This is a genomic window from Paractinoplanes aksuensis (assembly GCF_024137025.1).
Classification (GTDB): domain Bacteria; phylum Actinomycetota; class Actinomycetes; order Mycobacteriales; family Micromonosporaceae; genus Actinoplanes; species Actinoplanes aksuensis.
Genome location: NZ_JAMYJR010000051.1, coordinates 78,846 through 94,298 on the forward strand (window position 1 = coordinate 78,846; position 15,453 = coordinate 94,298).

Sequence of the window (15,453 nt, forward strand, 5' to 3'; positions counted from 1 at the left end):
TTCGGAAAAGGCCGTCATACTCGAAACATGGAGCAGCGGGAAGCGGTGCGATGAGCTACGCGGCCGACAAAGCCAAGCGACGCACAAGTCGCAAGCATCGCCGCAGGTCAAGCCGGGCTGAGGTCGAGAGGGTCCTGTCCCGGGCGGGAACTCTCGAGCGGATCGCCGGCCGGATCAGCGAAGACGACCAGAGCCGCATCGAACTCCTGCGGGTCAGCCGAGACGTGCTGGACGATCTGGACCCGGTGCCGGTGTCAGTCGCAGCTTCTTTGCTCGGAGTAAGTGAGCCCACGGTCCGGAGTTGGACGCGTCGCGGCCTACTGATCTATGCCGATGGTCAAGACAGCGGCCTCGACGTGCGCCGCCTGTACGAGGTCATCGCCTTGGTCCGCGAATTGCGGGCCGCAGGCCAAGTCCACGATTTGCTCAACAAGGTGTGGCAGCGACTCGCCGACAGCGCAGTGCTTGAACGATCAGACCTCAGGGACAGCCTGGCCCAGATGCGCCGAGGTGACGGCATACCGACAGACATCGACGACCTGGAAAGGGAACTGGGGACGGCAGACTAGTCCCATGTCAATGAAGATCTTCCGGACGACGCGCTGACCAGCAGTTGAGGGGCCGGCGTAAAGACGAGCAGAAGAAGATCATCGCCTTTTTGCGTGACCTCGAAGCGAACGGGTGCGCCGCGCTCTCCTACCGCCTCACCGGGGCGGATCCGCTTGAGAGACTGTGCGACAAACATCTGAGTGCGCGCCTTCGCGTCATCGTTGCGTTCGAGTCGCAGGAGACCGCGTGGCTTCTCCTGGTGGCCGATCACGATGACAGCGACCCTGACTTCAACATCTACGCAGAGTTGTACCGCCTGGTCGGTCACGAGCCGGAGCCATCGGAGAAGCGGACCAAACCGCCGTGTTGCGACGAGGAAGGCGCTGCTCCCGCTTTCGGCCGCGCCGCCGAGGACCTCGCGCTGAAGGCGACGGAGTTACGAAGAACCCGCCGATAGCAACGCGCCGAACAGCCGGCCGGAGGCCGCAAGCCCGACGTGGGCGCGACCGGATCGCCGGGCGCGCCCACCGTAACGTGGGGTCTGGGGGTCGCCCCCAGGCAGGCTCAGTCTGGGAGTCGCCCCCAGGCGAGCTCAGCTCAGCGGTGTTCCAGCATGTCTTCGAAAGGCAGGTTGTCGGCGGCGGGGCGCTGGGTGAGGGTGCTGTCGGGGACGCCGGCCCAGCGGCGCAGGGTGGCGGTGGCTGCGGCCGCTTCGGACGGGGTGAGGCGGGAGATGTTGGCGCCGTGGTTGGCGCCCGGGGCGACGTACAGGGCCGAGTCGCGGCGGCTCGGGGTGAAGCGTTCGGCGCCCCACGGGTCGTTCTCGCCGTAGATGAACATCATGCGCTGGGAGAGGGTTCGCACCCACAGGTCGACGTCGAGCATCGGCAGGGGGTTGTGGGGGCGGCGCAGTTCCGGCGGCAGCGACGAGTTGGCCGTGTAGAGGCCCGGGTAGCGCCGCAGGTTGCGCAGGTGGTCGAAGCGCAGCGACGGCCAGCCGAGCTGGGTCGCCGCCTGGTAGTAGTACGGCCAGTAGAACTCGAGGCCCTGGTCGGTGTAGAAACTCCAGCCGGCCACCCCGTTGATCCAGTTGTAGAGCTCGTCGTCGGTGGCCGTGGCGGGCGGCACGTCGGCGCAATCCTCGGCCAGGCTGTACTGCCAGAAGGCCCACACCGTGTCGAGCACTGTCATCTCGAACGAGCGGTCGGCCGTCCCGATCGTGCGGTTGAACGTCCAGCCGCGGGCGGCCGCCTCCGCCGTCAACCGGGGCACCAGGCGGTCGCGCCGCTTCAGCGCCTCTTTCTGTACGTTGTCGAGCGCGCTGCGACAGGCCGCGTCCCCGACCGTACGGAAAAACTTGTCGTAAGCGCCGTCGAGGTCGTTGAGCGAATCGTTGGGCGCCACGTAGGCCACGACGCCGTCGATGTCGTTCGGATAGAAGCGGCGGTGGTAGACCGACGTCATGCCGCCTTTGCTGGCCCCGGTCTGGATCCACTTGGTCGCGTAGATCGACTTGAGCGCCGTCACGATCCGGTGCTCGTCGCTGGCCTCCTGCCAGATGGTCAGATCCGACCAGTCGGCGGGGCTGGGCCGCGACGGGGTGAAGAAGCGGTGCTCGACCGAGACCTGGTTGGCGTCGAGCAGCCGGGTCGGCTCGGTGCGCCCGGGCTGCGGGTTGGCGGCCAGCCCGTACCCGCCGGTGGCCAGCACGACCGGCGCGTCGGCCGACCGGTGCAGAAGGGTCAGCCGCTGCTCGTACGTGCCCTGGCCGGGATGCCGGTGGTCGGCCGGCTGGCGGTAGCTGAGCACGAAGAACCGGTACCCGGTGGGCCGGCTCTCCGACACGACAGTGAGCCCGGGAATGGCTTTCAGCCGGTCGAGAAGATCATCCGCGGTGGAAACGGCGGCGGAGGCGATGTGGGCGGGTAGCAGCAGGGCAACGACGGAACCGAGGACCACCAGCAGTCGACGCATTGACGCATGCTAATCCATTTCGGCGAGCTCGGCGCGCACCTCTCGCCGCGAGGGCATCGACCAGCGCCACCACCGTGCGGCGCTGCGGTGTCGTGCTGTGCCCGCGTTCCAGGTCGCCGATCGCTCGCACGCTGACCCCGGACGCCGCCTCCAGCCCTTCCAGCGTTCGTCCAGTCTTATTCGGCGGGCCCCACCGAGTCGGTGTGGACCTCGGTCAGGCGGGCGCGTACCTCGTTGAGCCGCAGCTCGAGACCGAGCTCCTCGAACATGCTTTCCGCGCGCCGCAACACGGTCCGGGCCTCGTCGGTCCGGCCGGCGCCGAGCAACACGATGCCCTGGGCGTGCCAGCTCAGGGCCTGGTTCTGGGGCTGGCCGTTGCTGCCGAACATCCCGGCGGCGGCGTCCAGGTGGTCGAGCGCCTCGTCGACCCGGCCGGTCTCCCCCAGGGTCCGGCCCATCTCGTACCGGATCTGGGCCGGCAGCTGGCGGGCCGCCGCTTCCAGCATCGGGGACGTGGGGTCGTCGGCGATGCGCAGCAGGCGTTCGAGGTGTGGCACGGCTTCGGCCGCCCGGCCGGCGTGGCGCAGGGCCGCGCTCAGGCTGAGCAGAATCTGGCACAGCGCGTTGTAGTCACCGAGCTCCTCGAAGATCAGGGCTGCCCGCAGCAGGTAGCCATGCGCCTCGGGGGTGCGCATACGTTCGGCCGCGGCCGCGTAGTTCAGCGCCCATCCCTGCTGCGCCCGGTCCCCGGCCCGCTCGGCCAGAGCCAGAGCGGCCAGAGCATGGCGTACGCTCTCGTCCCGCTCCGACCGGTAGAGGTGCACCCAGGCCAGGTAGTTGGTGTGGGTCGCCTCCATGCTGAGATCGCCCAGCGTGTGGGCGGCGTCGCGACCGAGGGTGAAGACCTCCTCCCAGCCGGGCCAGTTCGCCCAGTAGTCCGAGAACCAGTGCATCGCCTCGGCCGTGTCGACCACCGGCCGCGGTTCCCCGGTACGCAGCGCGGCCAGCCAGTTCTCCGCCTCCGCCCGCAGCCATGCGGCCGCCTCGTCCGCGTCCGCGAAGTCCGGCGTCGCGCCGCCCTCGAACCACTGACCGGCCGCCTTTGCCGTGTCGAGCAACCACGCCGACAGCTCCCGCGGGTCAGCCCCGGGTTCCTCCTCGGCCAGTCGTTCCCGCGCGAACAGCCGCACCAGATCGTGGAACTGATGCCGGTCGCCGGACTCCAGCAACCCCAGTTCGGCCAGCTCGTCCAGCCCGTCCTCCACCTGGTCGGCCGGGAGGCCGGCCGCGACCACGGCCAGCGCGGTGCCCGCGTCCGGTCCCGGCACCAGCGCCAGCCGGCGGAACACGGTGGCGGCGACCGGCGACAGCTGCTGATAGGACAACGCGAACGCCGCGTCCACCCGCACATCGCCGGCCACCAGCCGGTTCAGCCGCCGTTGCTCATCAGCCAGCCGATCAGCCAGATCCCGGGCCGACCAGGCCGGACGACTACGCAACCGGTTGCCGGCGATCCGCATGGCCAGCGGCAGGTAACCGCACAACCGGGCGATGTCGGCCGCCGCCTCCTCGTCGAAGCCGGGCTCGGCCACGATGGCCCGCAACAGCTCGGCCGCCTCCTCCGGCGAAAACAGACCCAGCTGCACCTGCGACACCTCGGCCAGCCCGGCCAACCGGCGACGGCTGGTCAGGATCGTCATGCTGCGAGCACCCGGCGCCAGCAGCGGACGCACCTGCTCCTCGTCGGCCACGTCGTCGAGCACGATCAACGCCCGCTTCTCACCGAGCAGCTTCCGGTAGGCGACCGGATCCGGCCGCCCGTCCACGCCCAGCGCCGACATGATCCGCGACGCCGTCTCGTCGGTCGAGGCCGACCGTTCTGACATGCCCCGCAGCCCGGCGAACACGACACCGTCCGGGAAGTCCGCGGCCAGCGCCCGGGCGGCCTGCGTGGCCAGCATCGTCTTCCCGGTGCCGGCCGGTCCGCTGATCAGCATGGTGCCGCTCGGCTTCCGCAGTCGCGCCAGCTCCTCCGTACGCCCGACGAAGTCGTCCGGGACCCGCGGCAGCCCGACCGGTCCCGGGCGCTGCCGCCGGTGCTCGCGGGCCGCCGCCAGCAACGCCCGCAGTTCCTCCTCGTCGGCCACCAGCACGTCGGCCAAAGCCTGAATGGTGCGCCGCTGCGGTGTCCGGCTGTGTCCCCGCTCCAGATCGCCGATGGCCCGCACGCTGACCCCCGACGCCTCCTCAAGCGCCTCCAGGGTCAGGTCGGCCCGCAGCCGCCACTGCCGCAGCAACTCGTTCAGCCTCATCCGGGCGACCCGGCCTCGGCCAGCTCGGTCCGGACCTCGGCCAGCCGGATTTCGAGGCCGAGCTCCTCGTACATCTGCTCCGCCTGCGACAGCGCGATCCGAGCCTCTTCGGCCCGCCCGGCCTTGAGCAGGATTCGACCCCGCGAATGCAACGTCAGAGCGACGTTCTGCGGTTGTTCGATGTCGGCGTACAGGGTGGCCGCGATCCCCAGGTTGTCCAGCCCTTCGTCGATCTGGCCGATCTGCGCCAGCAACCGGCCCCTCTCGAACCGGATGAGGGCGGGTAGTTGGCGGGCCGCCGCCTCCAGGATCGGACGCGAGTCGTCCTCGACGAGGCCCATCAGACGTTCGAGATGGGACAGAGCCTCGTCGATCTGGCCGGTGAGGCGCAGGTTCATGCTCAGGCTCAACAGGATCTGGCACAGCGCGGTCCAGTCGCCCGTCTCCTCGAAGATCGGGACCGCCCGCCGCAAGTAGTCCTCGGCCTCGGCTCCGCTGTGGCGCAGGGCGGCGGCCGCGTAGTTCAGGGCCCACCCCTGCTGCGCCCGGTCGCCGGCCCGCTCGGCCACGGCCAGACCGGCCAGGGCATACCGTTCGGCCTCCTCGAAGCTCCCGCGGTGGAGGTGAACCCACGACAGGTAGTTGGTGTGGGTGGCCTCCATCGTGAGGTCGCCCAGGGTGCGGGCGGCGTCGCGGCCGAGGGTGAACACGTCCTCCCAGCCGTGCCAGTTCGCCCAGTAGTCGGAGAACCAGTGCATCGCCTCGGCCGCGTCGACGACCGTCCGCGGGTCGCCGCTCCGCAGGGCGGCCAGCCACGTCTCCGCTTCCGCCCGCAACCAGGCGCCCGCCTGCTCGGCGTCCGCGAAGTGGTCGTCGGGCGTGCCGTCGCCCTCGAACCACCGGCCCGCTGCTGTCGCCGTCGTGAGCAGCCACCGCGTCAGCTGCTGCGGGTCGGCCCCGGGTTCCTCGTCGGCCAGCCGTTGCTGGGCGAAGAGCCGGATCAGGTCGTGGAACCGGTGCCGGTCGTCCGCGTCCGACTCGAGCAGTCCGAGCTCGACCAGTTCGTCCAGCCCGTCCTCGACCTGTTCGGCGGGCGACCCGGCCGCGGCGGTGGCTACCAGCAGGCCGACGTCCGGCCCGGGCACCAGGGCCAGCCGCCGGAAGACCTGGGCCGCCGGCGGGGACAGCTGGCTGTACGAGAGGGCGAACGCCGCGTCGACCCGGATGTCCCCGGCCACCAGGCGGTTCAGGCGGCGTTCCTCGTCGGCGAGACGGTCGGCCAGGTCGCGCGCCGACCACGCCGGACGGCTGCGCAGCCGGTTCCCGGCCACCCGAACGGCCAGCGGCAGGTGCCCACAGAGCCGGCAGATCTCGGCCGCGGTCTCCGCGTCGAGCGCGGTCCCGTCGTCGAGGATGGCCCGCAGAAGGTCCGTGGACTCCTCCGGTGAGAACGGGGCGAGCGGCACCCGGGCGACGTCGTCCAGCTCGGTCAGCCGCCGGCGACCGGTCAGCAGCAGGGCGCCGCCGACGTCCGGCCCGAGCAACGGCCGCACCTGGTCCTCGTCAGCCACGTCGTCGAGGACCACCAGCGCTTTCTTCTCGGCGACGAGCTTGTGCCACAGCGCGAGGCGGACGGCGGGGTCGGCCGGCACGGCCTCGGGCGCGACGCCCAGACCGGGCAGCAGGCGGGCCAGCGTCTCCTGGGTCGTCGCGGGCCGGCCCGACATGCCGCGCAGCCCGGCGAACACCACGCCGTCGCGGAAGGACCCGGCCGACGATCGCGCCGTCTCCACGGCCAGAGTCGTCTTCCCGGTGCCGGCCGGCCCGCAGATCAGCGTCGTCCCGCTCAGCTTCCGCAGCCGGGCCAGTTCTTCCGTACGCCCGACGAAGTCACCCGCCACCCGCGGCAACCCGGCCGGGCCCGATTGCTGCCGGCGGCTTTCCCGGGCCGCCGCCAGCAACGCCAGCCGCTCCCCCTCATCCGCCGCCAGCACGTCAGCCAGAGCCAGAATCGTGCGCCGCTGCGGCGTCCGGCTGTGGCCCCGCTCCAGGTCGCCGATGGCCCGGACGCTGACCCCGGACGCTTCCTCGAGCCCCTCCAGGGTCAGCCCGGCTCGCTGCCGTAGGCCTTTGAGCAGGTCGTTCAGTTTTGCCGGCGCGGTCACCCAGCCATGATCACACCAGGTCGAGGGCGATATCGACGATCAGGTCCTCCTGCCCGCCGACCAGGCCTCTTTTGCCCACCTCGACGAGCAGATCGCGCACATCGACGCCGTAGCGCTCGGCCGCCACCTCGGCGTGCCGCAGGAACGAGCTGTAGACGCCCGCGTACCCGAGGGTCAGCGTCTCGCGGTCGACCCGGACCGGCCTGTCCTGCAGCGGGCGCACGAGGTCCTCGGCCGCGTCCTGCAGCGCGAACAGGTCGCAGCCGTGCTCCCACCCTTGCAGGTCGGCCACGGCGATGAACGGCTCGATCGGGCAGTTGCCGGCCCCGGCCCCCTGCCCGGCCAGCGAGGCGTCGACCCGGTAGACGCCCTCCTCGACGGCGACCATCGAGTTGGCCACCGACAGCGACAGGTTCTCGTGGGCGTGGATGCCGATCTCGGTCTCGGGGTCGAGCACCTCGCGATAGGCGCGGACCCGCTCGCGGACGCCGTCCATCATCAGCCGGCCGCCGGAGTCGGTGACGTAGACGCAGTGGGCGCCGTACGACTCCATGAGTTTCGCCTGCTCAGCCAGCTTGGGGGCGGGCGCCATGTGGCTCATCATCAGGAAGCCGCTGACGTCCATGCCCAGCTCGCGGGCGGTGGCGATGTGCTGCGCGGCCACGTCGGCCTCGGTGCAGTGGGTGGCGACCCGGACCGAGCGCACCCCCAGCTCGTACGCCTTCTTGAGCTCGGAAATAGTGCCGATGCCGGGCAGCAGCAGCGTGGTCAGGCGGGCCCGCTTGATGTTGGCCGCCGCGACCTCGAGCCACTCCCAGTCGGTGTGCGAGCCCGGCCCGTACGTGAGGCTGCCGCCGGCCAGTCCGTCGCCGTGCGAGACCTCGATGCCGTCGACCCCGGCCGCGTCCAGGGCCGAGACGATCTTGGCCACGGAGTCGAGCTGCATCCGGTGCCGGACAGCGTGCATCCCGTCCCGCAACGTCACATCCTGCACAAACACCTTGGTCATGCCGCCAGCCTCTCCGCCGCGGCAATGGCCGCCGAAGTCATGATGTCGAGATTCCCGGCGTACGCCGGAAGGTAGTGAGCGGCCCCCTCGACCTCCAGGAAGACCGACACCTGATGGGTGGCCGCGGCCGACCCGGCCAGTGTGTGCACCGGCTGGTCCTCGGGGATCGGGTTGATCTGCACCTGCTGCTTGAGCCGGTAACCCGGGACGTACCCGGAGACGACCTTTACCATCTCTTCGATCGAGGCCTTGATCTGCTCGCGCGTCTCGGCGGCGGGCGCGTCGACCAGGCACAACACGGTGTCGCGCATGATCAGCGGCGGCTCGGCCGGGTTGAGCACGATCAGCGCCTTGCCCCGACCGGCCCCGCCCACCTTCTCGATGGCATGGGCCGTCGTCTCGGTGAACTCGTCGATGTTGGCCCGGGTGCCCGGACCGGCGGACTTCGACGCGATCGAGGCGACGATCTCCGCGTACGGGACCGGGGCGACCCGCGAGACGGCGGCGACGATCGGGATCGTGGCCTGGCCGCCGCAGGTGACCATGTTGATGTTGCGCACCCCGGCCTGCAGGTCGAGGTTGACCGCGGGCACCACGAACGGCCCGATGGCGGCCGGGGTCAGATCGATCAGAATCTTCCCGTACGGGTCAAGCTTGGCCGCATTGGCCACGTGGGCCCCGGCCGAGGTGGCGTCGAAGACGATCCCGATCTCGTCGAAGCCGGGCATCTCGATCAGCCCGTCGACTCCTTCGGCCGTGGTGGCGACGCCGAGCCGGGCCGCGCGGGCCAGCCCGTCCGAGGCCGGGTCGATGCCGACCATGGCCACGATCTCGAGCTTCTCCGAGAGGCGCAGCACCTTGATCATCAGATCGGTGCCGATGTTGCCCGAACCGATGACGGCGACCTTCGTACGCATCAGACCTCCCCGAAGTTGGCCGCGACCGTGCCCAGCCCGGTCAACGTGGCCGTGACCTCCATGCCCGGCACCACCGGGACCATCGGCCCGAGCGCGCCCGACAGCACCACCTGGCCCGCCCGCAGCGGGTCGCCGTGGTCGCGGGCGGCCGCGGCCAGCCAGGCCAGCGCCGCCAGGGGGTCACCCAGGCAGGCCGCGCCCGACCCCTTGGAGACGACCTCGCCGTCCACGCTCATCTCCATCTGCACGTCGACCGGCCGCAGCGTGTCGAGCCGCACCCGCGCGTCGCCCAGCACGAACAGGGCGCTGGAGGCGTTGTCGGCGATCGTGTCGGCGATGCTGATGTCCCAGCCGGCGATGCGGCTGTCGACGATCTCGAGCGCGGGCGCCATCTCGTCGACCGCGTTCCAGACGTCGTCCGGCGTGAAGTCGCCGGTCAGGTCGGCCCGCAACAGGAAAGCGACCTCGGCCTCGATCCGCGGCTGCAGCAGGCCGCCGACCGGAATGGGGTCGAGCGCGCTGACGTCCATGTCGTCGAACAGCACCCCGAAGTCGGGCTGGTCGACGCCGAGCTGCTTCTGCACGGCGGGCGAGGTCAGGCCGACCTTGTGGCCGACGATCCGGGCCGTGCGCAGCCGCAGCTCGGTCTGTTCGCGCTGGACGGCGTACGCGGCCTCGATGTCGTCGGCGCCGATGAGGTCACGGACGGGCGGGCACGGGGTCTTGGTGCGCTGCGCGTCGAGCAGGCGTTGCGCCGCGGGAGTGGTCATGCCCCGACGATGCCTGATCCGGGCCCGCGCGGCCTACCGAAGAGTTCCGCTAGCCGGAACTTTTTCGCCGGGCCAGCGTGGCCGCGATGCCGGCCGCGGCCGCCTTGACCGACCCGGCGTGCTGCTGGGGGCGGAACCGGGTGGCCGGTCCGGCCACGCTGATGGCGGCCACGGCCACGTCGTCGGGGTCGAGCACCGGGGCGCCGACGCAGACGATGCCGACCGCCGACTCCTCGGCCTCGAAGGTCACTCGCGTCTCGGCCGCCTCGTCGAGCTGCTTGCGCAGGATCAGCGCCGACGTCACGGTCCGCGGCGCGAGGCGGGCCAGCGGCGCTGCGAGGACCTCGGCCCGTACGGGATCCGGCGCGAACGCCAGCAACGCCTTGCCGATGGCCGTGGCGTGCAGCGGCATCCGCCCGCCGAGCCGCGAGGGCGCCCGGGCCTGCCGGTGGCCGCCGATCTTGGCCACGTAGACGACCTCGGCGCCCTCCCGCAGACCCAGATGCACAGTCTCGTGCGTACGTTCGTAGAGGTCCTCGAGAAACGGCGTGGCCACCTCGATCAGGCTGCGCTCGACCGAGGCCCGCATGCCGAGCGCGAACAGGTAGCCGCTGAGGTGGAACTTGCCGTCGCCGGCCCGATCGAGCAGGCGGGCCTCGACCATCTCGCCGGTCAGCCGGTGCAGCGTCGCCTTGGCCAGGCCCGTACGCCGTTGCAGCTCGGCGAACCCGAGGCCACGGTCGTCGGCACCGAAGGCGCCGAGGATGGCCGACACCTTGGCGATCACCGTCATACCGACCAAGCCTAGGGTGGAGCCCATGTCTACGACTCCCATGCCCCAGCCGGTCATCGACATGTTGCGCCTGCCGAACCCGGCCGTGATGGCCACGGTGGCCAAGGACGGCCGCCCGGTCAGCGTCGCCACCTGGTACATCCTCGAGGACGACGGCCGCATCCTGCTCGGGCTGGACGCCAAGCGCGCCCGCATCAAGCACATGGAGCGGGACCCGCGCATCTCGCTCACGGTGCTGGCCCAGGACGACTGGTACACCCACGTCAGCCTGCAGGGCAACGTCGTCTCGATCGTCCCCGACGAGGGCCTGCGCGAGATCGACCGCCTCTCCCGCCACTACGGCGGCCAGCCCTACGCCAACCGCGAGAGCCCCCGGGTCGCCGCCCACGTCGAGATCACCCACTGGCACGTGTGGGGCAAGCTGCGCAACGCCTGATGGGCGCCGACGCCGAGATCTACGTCTTCGACTACGACCGCTACCGCGCCGAGGTGGTGCCCCGCCTGCTCGAAGTGGTCGGCGGGGCCGGCCCGACCCCGTGGTTCGAGGGCGTGTGCCGCCGCCTCGGCGAACACTTCGAGGACGAGTGGCGCGACCTGGTCGAGGAGCTGCGCGAGCGGCCCGCCGACTGGTCCCGCCACTGCACCTTTCTCGGCGACGACCTGCGCCATCTGGGTCCACGCCCTGCCAACCGCGACGCGTGGGCCCGCACCGGCCGCCGGGAAGAGACCCGCCGCCTGATGGACGACCTGCGCCACAAACGCACGACGGTGGAGCCGCCCACAGCCGCGAAATGGGGCCAGCTGCGCTGCGCGTCGGTCACCTGCCCGGAACGGACGCGCTGCCTGCTGCACGAACAGGCGGGCGAGTTCGGCCCCGACATGCTCTATTGGCTGTACGAGGCCGTGGCCGCCGAATGCTGCGTCGGTGAGCGCGAGTTCCTCGGCCGCAACGCCACCCTGCACGACTTCGTGCCCACGCTGCGCGCCCTCGGCCTGTCCCCCACCGATCCGGTGTTCACCCTGCTCGAGGCGCTCGGCGACCGCGGCGGCGCGCTCGGCCACGACGTCAGCGGCTGAGCCCCCAGCCCCGTTCGGCTCATCCGGCCCGGCTCGACGGTCAGACGCCTCCGATCTCCGAGCGCAGGGTCCGCAGCGACTTCTTGGTCGGCTCGTGGATCCAGTAGGCCCACCCGTCGATAGACGTCTCGACCAGGTCACCGAGAGCCGGAGAAGGCTCCCGGTAGCTGCCCTTGTCCGTCTTGATCCAGCCATCGTCCTCGATCACGGCCGTGAACGTGCGCCCCTTCCGCACCTGGCTGTGCCGCACGATGTCACCCGCCGCCACCTTCCCGTTGTCGAGAAGCGACCGGAGCCGTCCTGGGCTGCGCGGGCCCGCGGTGGGGGCCTCGTTCACGGCACCCGCACCTGAGGGCGGCGGGTCGAGCAGCAGACGCCGCAGGACGTCGTTCGGCTGCTCGAACCCTTTGACGTTGTTCTCCAGATGCGCATAGACCTCGTCGTCGATTTCGATGCGGCGCACGGTTCCTCCTGAGATCACCTATCTCTGCCCTCTCAGATTCTGTACGGCTAGAGATTTTCTGTCAATCGGAGAATTTCCGAGGAGGGGACTACCGCTTGCGGCAGGTCCAGGTCACCGTGCCGCTGATGGTGTCGTCGGGGGCGCTGGCCTCGTGCCGGTTCTTCACGTTGGTGAAGGTCCACGAGCCGCCGCCCTTGCTGTCGGTGCTGGCTCGGGCGGTGGCGCCCTCGGACCAGTTGCTGTAGATCGCGTCCTCGACCGCGATGTACGGGCTCGGGCCGGATGCCCCGGCGAGCTGGTTCTTGGGGTACGGGCCGGGGCCGGCGTAGCCGGAGATGAACATGTCCATGGCGACACCGACGGCGCCGACTGGTTCGTCGAGCTCGCCGGCCACCGTGTACCGCTCGGCGCTGCCCTGGGCGTACTCCGCGCACGTCTTCAGCGGGCCCCGGCCGCCGGACGGGGCGGTCGCGGTGGCCTTGCCCTTGACCGTGACGGCGCCGGTGATGTCGAACTCGAGGGTGATCTTCGGGCCCAGGGTGGCCTCGAACTCGTCGGAGATCTCGCTTCCGGGCGGGCCGGTGTCGTAGATCGGGCCGGGGCCTTCCCCGGTGATGTCGTCGCTGCACGCGGCGAGGGTCGTGATCGCGATGGCGGCCACCAGGGCCGAGGCGGTCCGTCGAGCGCTGAGCATGTGCTGTCTCTCCTTGTCTGACCTGTGCGAACAGACTGGAGGAGGCCGCCAAAGAAAGACCAAAGAGCCACCCGTACGGGGCAACTATCCTCGCGGTATGCCGACCTCGCTGCGCCGCCCGCTTCTGTTCGACGTGGCCGTGTCGGCGTCGGTCGTGGCGCTGTCGACGTGGTGGTGGCATCAGTTCCGGCTGGGTGGGCTGATCTTCGGGCTGCTGGTCGGGGTGGCCCTGCTGTGGCGCCGCCGGCGGCCGGTTCTCGTCCTCGCGCTGGTGGCCCTGCTGACGGCCGCGACCGCGCCGATCGAGGTCGACGGGACCCGTCTGCACGAGGGCATGCTGCTGGTGGCCCTGGCCGTGGCGAGCCACGCCGTCCTCGCGTACGCCGAATCGCTGCGCCTGGCCGCGGTCTGCGGGCTCGCGACCCTGGTCGGCGCGGCCCTGCTCGTCGAGCGACCGCCCGTCGAGATCGAGAACGTCGGCTCCTCGGCCGTGGGTCTGCTGGGCTTCGCCGCCGTGGTGTGGGCGGCCGCGCTGAGTGTCCGGTTCTCCCGCCAGCAGCGAGCGACCGTCGAGGACCGCCGCCGGGCCGCCGAGCGCGAACGGGAGCAACTGGCCCTGGTCGCCGTGGCCGAGGAACGGGCCCGGATCGCCCGGGAGCTGCACGACATCGTCGCCCACTCGCTCTCGGTGATCGTCTTGCAGGCCAACGGCGGTGAGTACGCGTTCGAGCGCGACCCCGCCCGGGCCCGTGCGGCCCTGCGCACGATCGGCGCGACCGGCCGCGACGCGCTGGAGGAAATCCGCCAGTTGGTGCAGATCCTGCGCGGCGACGGCGACGAGCCGACCGACCACGCCGTGACCTCGGTCGTGGAGCGGGCCCGCGCCGCCGGAGTGACAGTCGACCTGGTCGTGGACGGCGACCCGCCCGAGCTGCCGGGCGGCGTGGCGCTGGCCGTCTACCGGATCGTCCAGGAGTCGCTGACCAACACGTTGAAACATGCCGGTCCGGCCCCGTCGGCCACCGTCCGCGTCAGCTACCGGGCGGGCGCGGTCGAGCTCGAGGTCACCGACACCGGCGTCGGCGGCGTGGCCGTCCCGGGCGGCGGGCACGGGCTGGTCGGCATGCGGGAGCGGGCCACCCTCTACGGCGGGACGTTCGACGCCGGGCCGGCGCTGGGTGGCGGCTGGCGGGTCCGCGCGAGCATCCCGCTGACCGGCGCGGCGGTGCCGGCGTGATCCGGGTCGTGCTGGTCGACGATCAGCAGCTGGTGCGGGCCGGGTTCCGCATGGTGCTCGACTACCAGGACGACCTCGAGGTGGTGGGTGAGGCCGGCGACGGGGCCGAGGCGCTGCGTCTGCTGCGCACCACCGAGGCCGACGTCGTGGTGATGGACCTGCGCATGCCGGTGCTGGACGGGGTGGCCGCGACCCGGCAGATCTGCGCGGCCGGGCCGGCGCCGCGGGTGCTGGTGCTGACCACGTTCGACACCGACGAGGAGGCGTTCGCGGCTTTGCAGGCGGGGGCCAGCGGGTTCCTGCTCAAGAGCGTGCCGCCGGAGGAGCTGCTGTCGGCGATCCGGGTCGTGGCCGGGGGCGAGGCCGTGGTGGCGCCGCGGGTGACCCGGCGGCTGCTCGACCGTTTCGCCGGCCGGCTGGTGCCGCGGAGCGATGCTGCGGCGGCCGCGCCCGAGCTGACCGACCGCGAGAAAGAAGTGCTGCTGCTCATCGCCCAGGGTCTGTCGAACGTCGAGATCGGCGGGCGGCTGCAGGTGGCCGAGGCCACGGTCAAGACCCACATCGGGCGGATCCTGGCCAAGCTGGGTCTGCGCGACCGGGTCCAGGCCGTCGTTTTCGCGTACGAGTCGGGTCTGGTCCGCCCGGGCCGCGATACCTGAGTCGCAGGCCCACGGCGTCGTACGACTCAGGTCGTACGCCGGGAACCAGCACCACGACGGACGCCGGGCCGGCCGGTGCTCTTTAGCGTCGAAATCACTGATCATCGACGTACGGGAGACCCAACGTGCCCGCTCTGCAGGCCATCGGCCTACACAAGGTGTACGGCCGCGGCGACGCCGCCGTGACCGCGCTCGACGACGTGGACGTCACGTTCGAGGCGGGCCGGTTCCACGCCATCATGGGCGCGTCCGGCTCCGGCAAGTCGACGCTGCTGCACTGCCTGGCCGGCCTCGACCGGCCCACCCGGGGTGTCGTACGCCTGGGCGAAGCCGATCTGACCACGCTGACCGACGAGAAGCTGACGCTGCTGCGGCGCGACCACGTGGGTTTCGTGTTCCAGAAGTTCAACCTGCTGCCGGTGCTGTCGGCCCGCGAGAACATCCTGCTGCCGCTGGCCATCGCCGGCCGCAGACCCGACCCGCAGTGGTTCGAGCAGGTGGTGGCCGCGGTCGGGCTGGCCGACCGGCTCGGGCACCGGCCCTCGGAGCTGTCCGGCGGGCAGCAGCAGCGGGTGGCCGTGGCCCGGGCGCTGATCACCCGGCCCTGGGTGGTGTTCGCCGACGAGCCGACCGGCAACCTGGACTCGCGCTCGGGCGACGAGGTGCTCGGCCTGCTGCGCGACGCGGTGACCCAGCTCGGGCAGACCGTGGTGATGGTGACGCACGACGTGCACGCGGCCGCCCGCTGCGACCGGGTCGTGTTCCTGCAGGACGGCCGGTTCGCGTACACGGTCGAGGACCCGGCCGGGCTGCTCGAAGGGGCCCGGTGACCGG

17 protein-coding genes are annotated in these 15,453 nt (G+C 71.2%); 7 read left to right on the forward strand and 10 right to left on the reverse strand.

Going from position 1 to position 15,453, the window contains the following annotated elements; translation table 11 throughout:
* Nucleotides 1-50: 50 nt before the first annotated feature.
* Nucleotides 51-569 (forward strand): hypothetical protein, encoded by a 519-nt coding sequence (locus M1L60_RS40340; RefSeq protein WP_253242870.1) that lies wholly within the window; start codon nt 51-53, stop codon nt 567-569.
* Nucleotides 570-658: 89 nt separating this feature from the next.
* Entirely contained in the window at nt 659-1,006 is a 348-nt protein-coding gene (locus tag M1L60_RS40345) for a hypothetical protein (protein ID WP_253242871.1), read from the forward strand.
* Nucleotides 1,007-1,146: 140 nt separating this feature from the next.
* On the opposite strand, the gene M1L60_RS40350 is transcribed toward M1L60_RS40345, so the two are convergent.
* From M1L60_RS40350 to M1L60_RS40380, 8 genes are read right to left on the reverse strand one after another with little or no spacing between them, the layout of a single operon-like run.
* Nucleotides 1,147-2,523, reverse strand: a complete 1,377-nt coding sequence (locus M1L60_RS40350) for a S28 family serine protease (RefSeq protein WP_253242872.1) — start codon at nt 2,521-2,523, stop codon at nt 1,147-1,149.
* Nucleotides 2,435-2,686 carry a hypothetical protein gene (locus M1L60_RS48420; protein WP_369077256.1) on the reverse strand — a complete coding sequence of 84 codons (252 nt, stop codon included), beginning with the start codon at nt 2,684-2,686 and terminating at the stop codon, nt 2,435-2,437. The genes M1L60_RS40350 and M1L60_RS48420 overlap by 89 nt, the downstream gene beginning before the upstream one ends.
* A gap of 13 nt (nt 2,687-2,699) precedes the next feature.
* Nucleotides 2,700-4,835: a tetratricopeptide repeat protein gene (locus M1L60_RS40355; RefSeq protein WP_253242873.1), complete on the reverse strand. Its 2,136-nt coding sequence runs from the start codon at nt 4,833-4,835 to the stop codon at nt 2,700-2,702.
* Nucleotides 4,832-7,000, reverse strand: coding sequence for a helix-turn-helix domain-containing protein (locus M1L60_RS40360; RefSeq protein ID WP_253242874.1), 2,169 nt, complete (start codon nt 6,998-7,000; stop codon nt 4,832-4,834). The genes M1L60_RS40355 and M1L60_RS40360 overlap by 4 nt, the downstream gene beginning before the upstream one ends.
* Before the next feature lie 10 nt (nt 7,001-7,010).
* Entirely contained in the window at nt 7,011-8,009 is a 999-nt protein-coding gene (dmpG, locus tag M1L60_RS40365; protein WP_253242875.1) for a 4-hydroxy-2-oxovalerate aldolase, read from the reverse strand.
* On the reverse strand, nt 8,006-8,926 hold the full coding sequence (locus M1L60_RS40370) for an acetaldehyde dehydrogenase (acetylating) (RefSeq protein WP_253242876.1): 921 nt from the start codon (nt 8,924-8,926) through the stop codon (nt 8,006-8,008). The genes dmpG and M1L60_RS40370 overlap by 4 nt, the downstream gene beginning before the upstream one ends.
* Nucleotides 8,926-9,696 carry a 2-keto-4-pentenoate hydratase gene (locus M1L60_RS40375; RefSeq protein WP_253242877.1) on the reverse strand — a complete coding sequence of 257 codons (771 nt, stop codon included), beginning with the start codon at nt 9,694-9,696 and terminating at the stop codon, nt 8,926-8,928. Before M1L60_RS40375 ends, M1L60_RS40370 begins: the two co-directional genes overlap by 1 nt.
* Nucleotides 9,697-9,745: 49 nt before the next feature.
* On the reverse strand, nt 9,746-10,489 hold the full coding sequence (locus tag M1L60_RS40380) for an IclR family transcriptional regulator (RefSeq protein ID WP_253242878.1): 744 nt from the start codon (nt 10,487-10,489) through the stop codon (nt 9,746-9,748).
* A gap of 25 nt (nt 10,490-10,514) precedes the next feature.
* Between M1L60_RS40380 and M1L60_RS40385 the strand changes: the two genes are divergently transcribed.
* Nucleotides 10,515-10,925 carry a TIGR03618 family F420-dependent PPOX class oxidoreductase gene (locus M1L60_RS40385; protein WP_253242879.1) on the forward strand — a complete coding sequence of 137 codons (411 nt, stop codon included), beginning with the start codon at nt 10,515-10,517 and terminating at the stop codon, nt 10,923-10,925.
* Nucleotides 10,925-11,566 (forward strand): hypothetical protein, encoded by a 642-nt coding sequence (locus tag M1L60_RS40390; RefSeq protein ID WP_253242880.1) that lies wholly within the window; start codon nt 10,925-10,927, stop codon nt 11,564-11,566. The genes M1L60_RS40385 and M1L60_RS40390 overlap by 1 nt, the downstream gene beginning before the upstream one ends.
* A 40-nt stretch (nt 11,567-11,606) precedes the next feature.
* On the opposite strand, the gene M1L60_RS40395 is transcribed toward M1L60_RS40390, so the two are convergent.
* On the reverse strand, nt 11,607-12,029 hold the full coding sequence (locus tag M1L60_RS40395; protein ID WP_253242881.1) for a restriction system modified-DNA reader domain-containing protein: 423 nt from the start codon (nt 12,027-12,029) through the stop codon (nt 11,607-11,609).
* An 88-nt stretch (nt 12,030-12,117) separates the two neighbouring features.
* Nucleotides 12,118-12,723: a hypothetical protein gene (locus tag M1L60_RS40400; RefSeq protein WP_253242882.1), complete on the reverse strand. Its 606-nt coding sequence runs from the start codon at nt 12,721-12,723 to the stop codon at nt 12,118-12,120.
* Between the two features lie 97 nt (nt 12,724-12,820).
* Between M1L60_RS40400 and M1L60_RS40405 the strand changes: the two genes are divergently transcribed.
* The 3 genes from M1L60_RS40405 (at nt 12,821) to M1L60_RS40415 (ending at nt 15,449) form a co-directional block, all read left to right on the forward strand.
* On the forward strand, nt 12,821-13,960 hold the full coding sequence (locus M1L60_RS40405) for a sensor histidine kinase (protein WP_253242883.1): 1,140 nt from the start codon (nt 12,821-12,823) through the stop codon (nt 13,958-13,960).
* Complete coding sequence (locus M1L60_RS40410; protein WP_308208612.1) at nt 13,957-14,619, forward strand: response regulator; 663 nt, start codon at nt 13,957-13,959, stop codon at nt 14,617-14,619. The genes M1L60_RS40405 and M1L60_RS40410 overlap by 4 nt, the downstream gene beginning before the upstream one ends.
* A gap of 125 nt (nt 14,620-14,744) precedes the next feature.
* Nucleotides 14,745-15,449 carry an ABC transporter ATP-binding protein gene (locus M1L60_RS40415; protein ID WP_253242884.1) on the forward strand — a complete coding sequence of 235 codons (705 nt, stop codon included), beginning with the start codon at nt 14,745-14,747 and terminating at the stop codon, nt 15,447-15,449.
* Nucleotides 15,450-15,453 lie beyond the last annotated feature (4 nt).

Bases quoted from the DNA above. Each gene is read 5' to 3' on its own strand.
- M1L60_RS40340 (WP_253242870.1), top strand. From the start codon at position 51: ATGAGCTACGCGGCCGACAAAGCCAAGCGACGCACAAGTCGCAAGCAT.
- M1L60_RS40350 (WP_253242872.1), bottom strand. From the start codon at position 2,523: ATGCGTCGACTGCTGGTGGTCCTCGGTTCCGTCGTTGCCCTGCTGCTA.
- M1L60_RS40355 (WP_253242873.1), bottom strand. From the start codon at position 4,835: ATGAGGCTGAACGAGTTGCTGCGGCAGTGGCGGCTGCGGGCCGACCTG.
- dmpG (WP_253242875.1), bottom strand. From the start codon at position 8,009: ATGACCAAGGTGTTTGTGCAGGATGTGACGTTGCGGGACGGGATGCAC.
- M1L60_RS40370 (WP_253242876.1), bottom strand. From the start codon at position 8,926: ATGCGTACGAAGGTCGCCGTCATCGGTTCGGGCAACATCGGCACCGAT.
- M1L60_RS40375 (WP_253242877.1), bottom strand. From the start codon at position 9,696: ATGACCACTCCCGCGGCGCAACGCCTGCTCGACGCGCAGCGCACCAAG.
- M1L60_RS40380 (WP_253242878.1), bottom strand. From the start codon at position 10,489: ATGACGGTGATCGCCAAGGTGTCGGCCATCCTCGGCGCCTTCGGTGCC.
- M1L60_RS40385 (WP_253242879.1), top strand. From the start codon at position 10,515: ATGTCTACGACTCCCATGCCCCAGCCGGTCATCGACATGTTGCGCCTG.
- M1L60_RS40390 (WP_253242880.1), top strand. From the start codon at position 10,925: ATGGGCGCCGACGCCGAGATCTACGTCTTCGACTACGACCGCTACCGC.
- M1L60_RS40400 (WP_253242882.1), bottom strand. From the start codon at position 12,723: ATGCTCAGCGCTCGACGGACCGCCTCGGCCCTGGTGGCCGCCATCGCG.
- M1L60_RS40405 (WP_253242883.1), top strand. From the start codon at position 12,821: ATGCCGACCTCGCTGCGCCGCCCGCTTCTGTTCGACGTGGCCGTGTCG.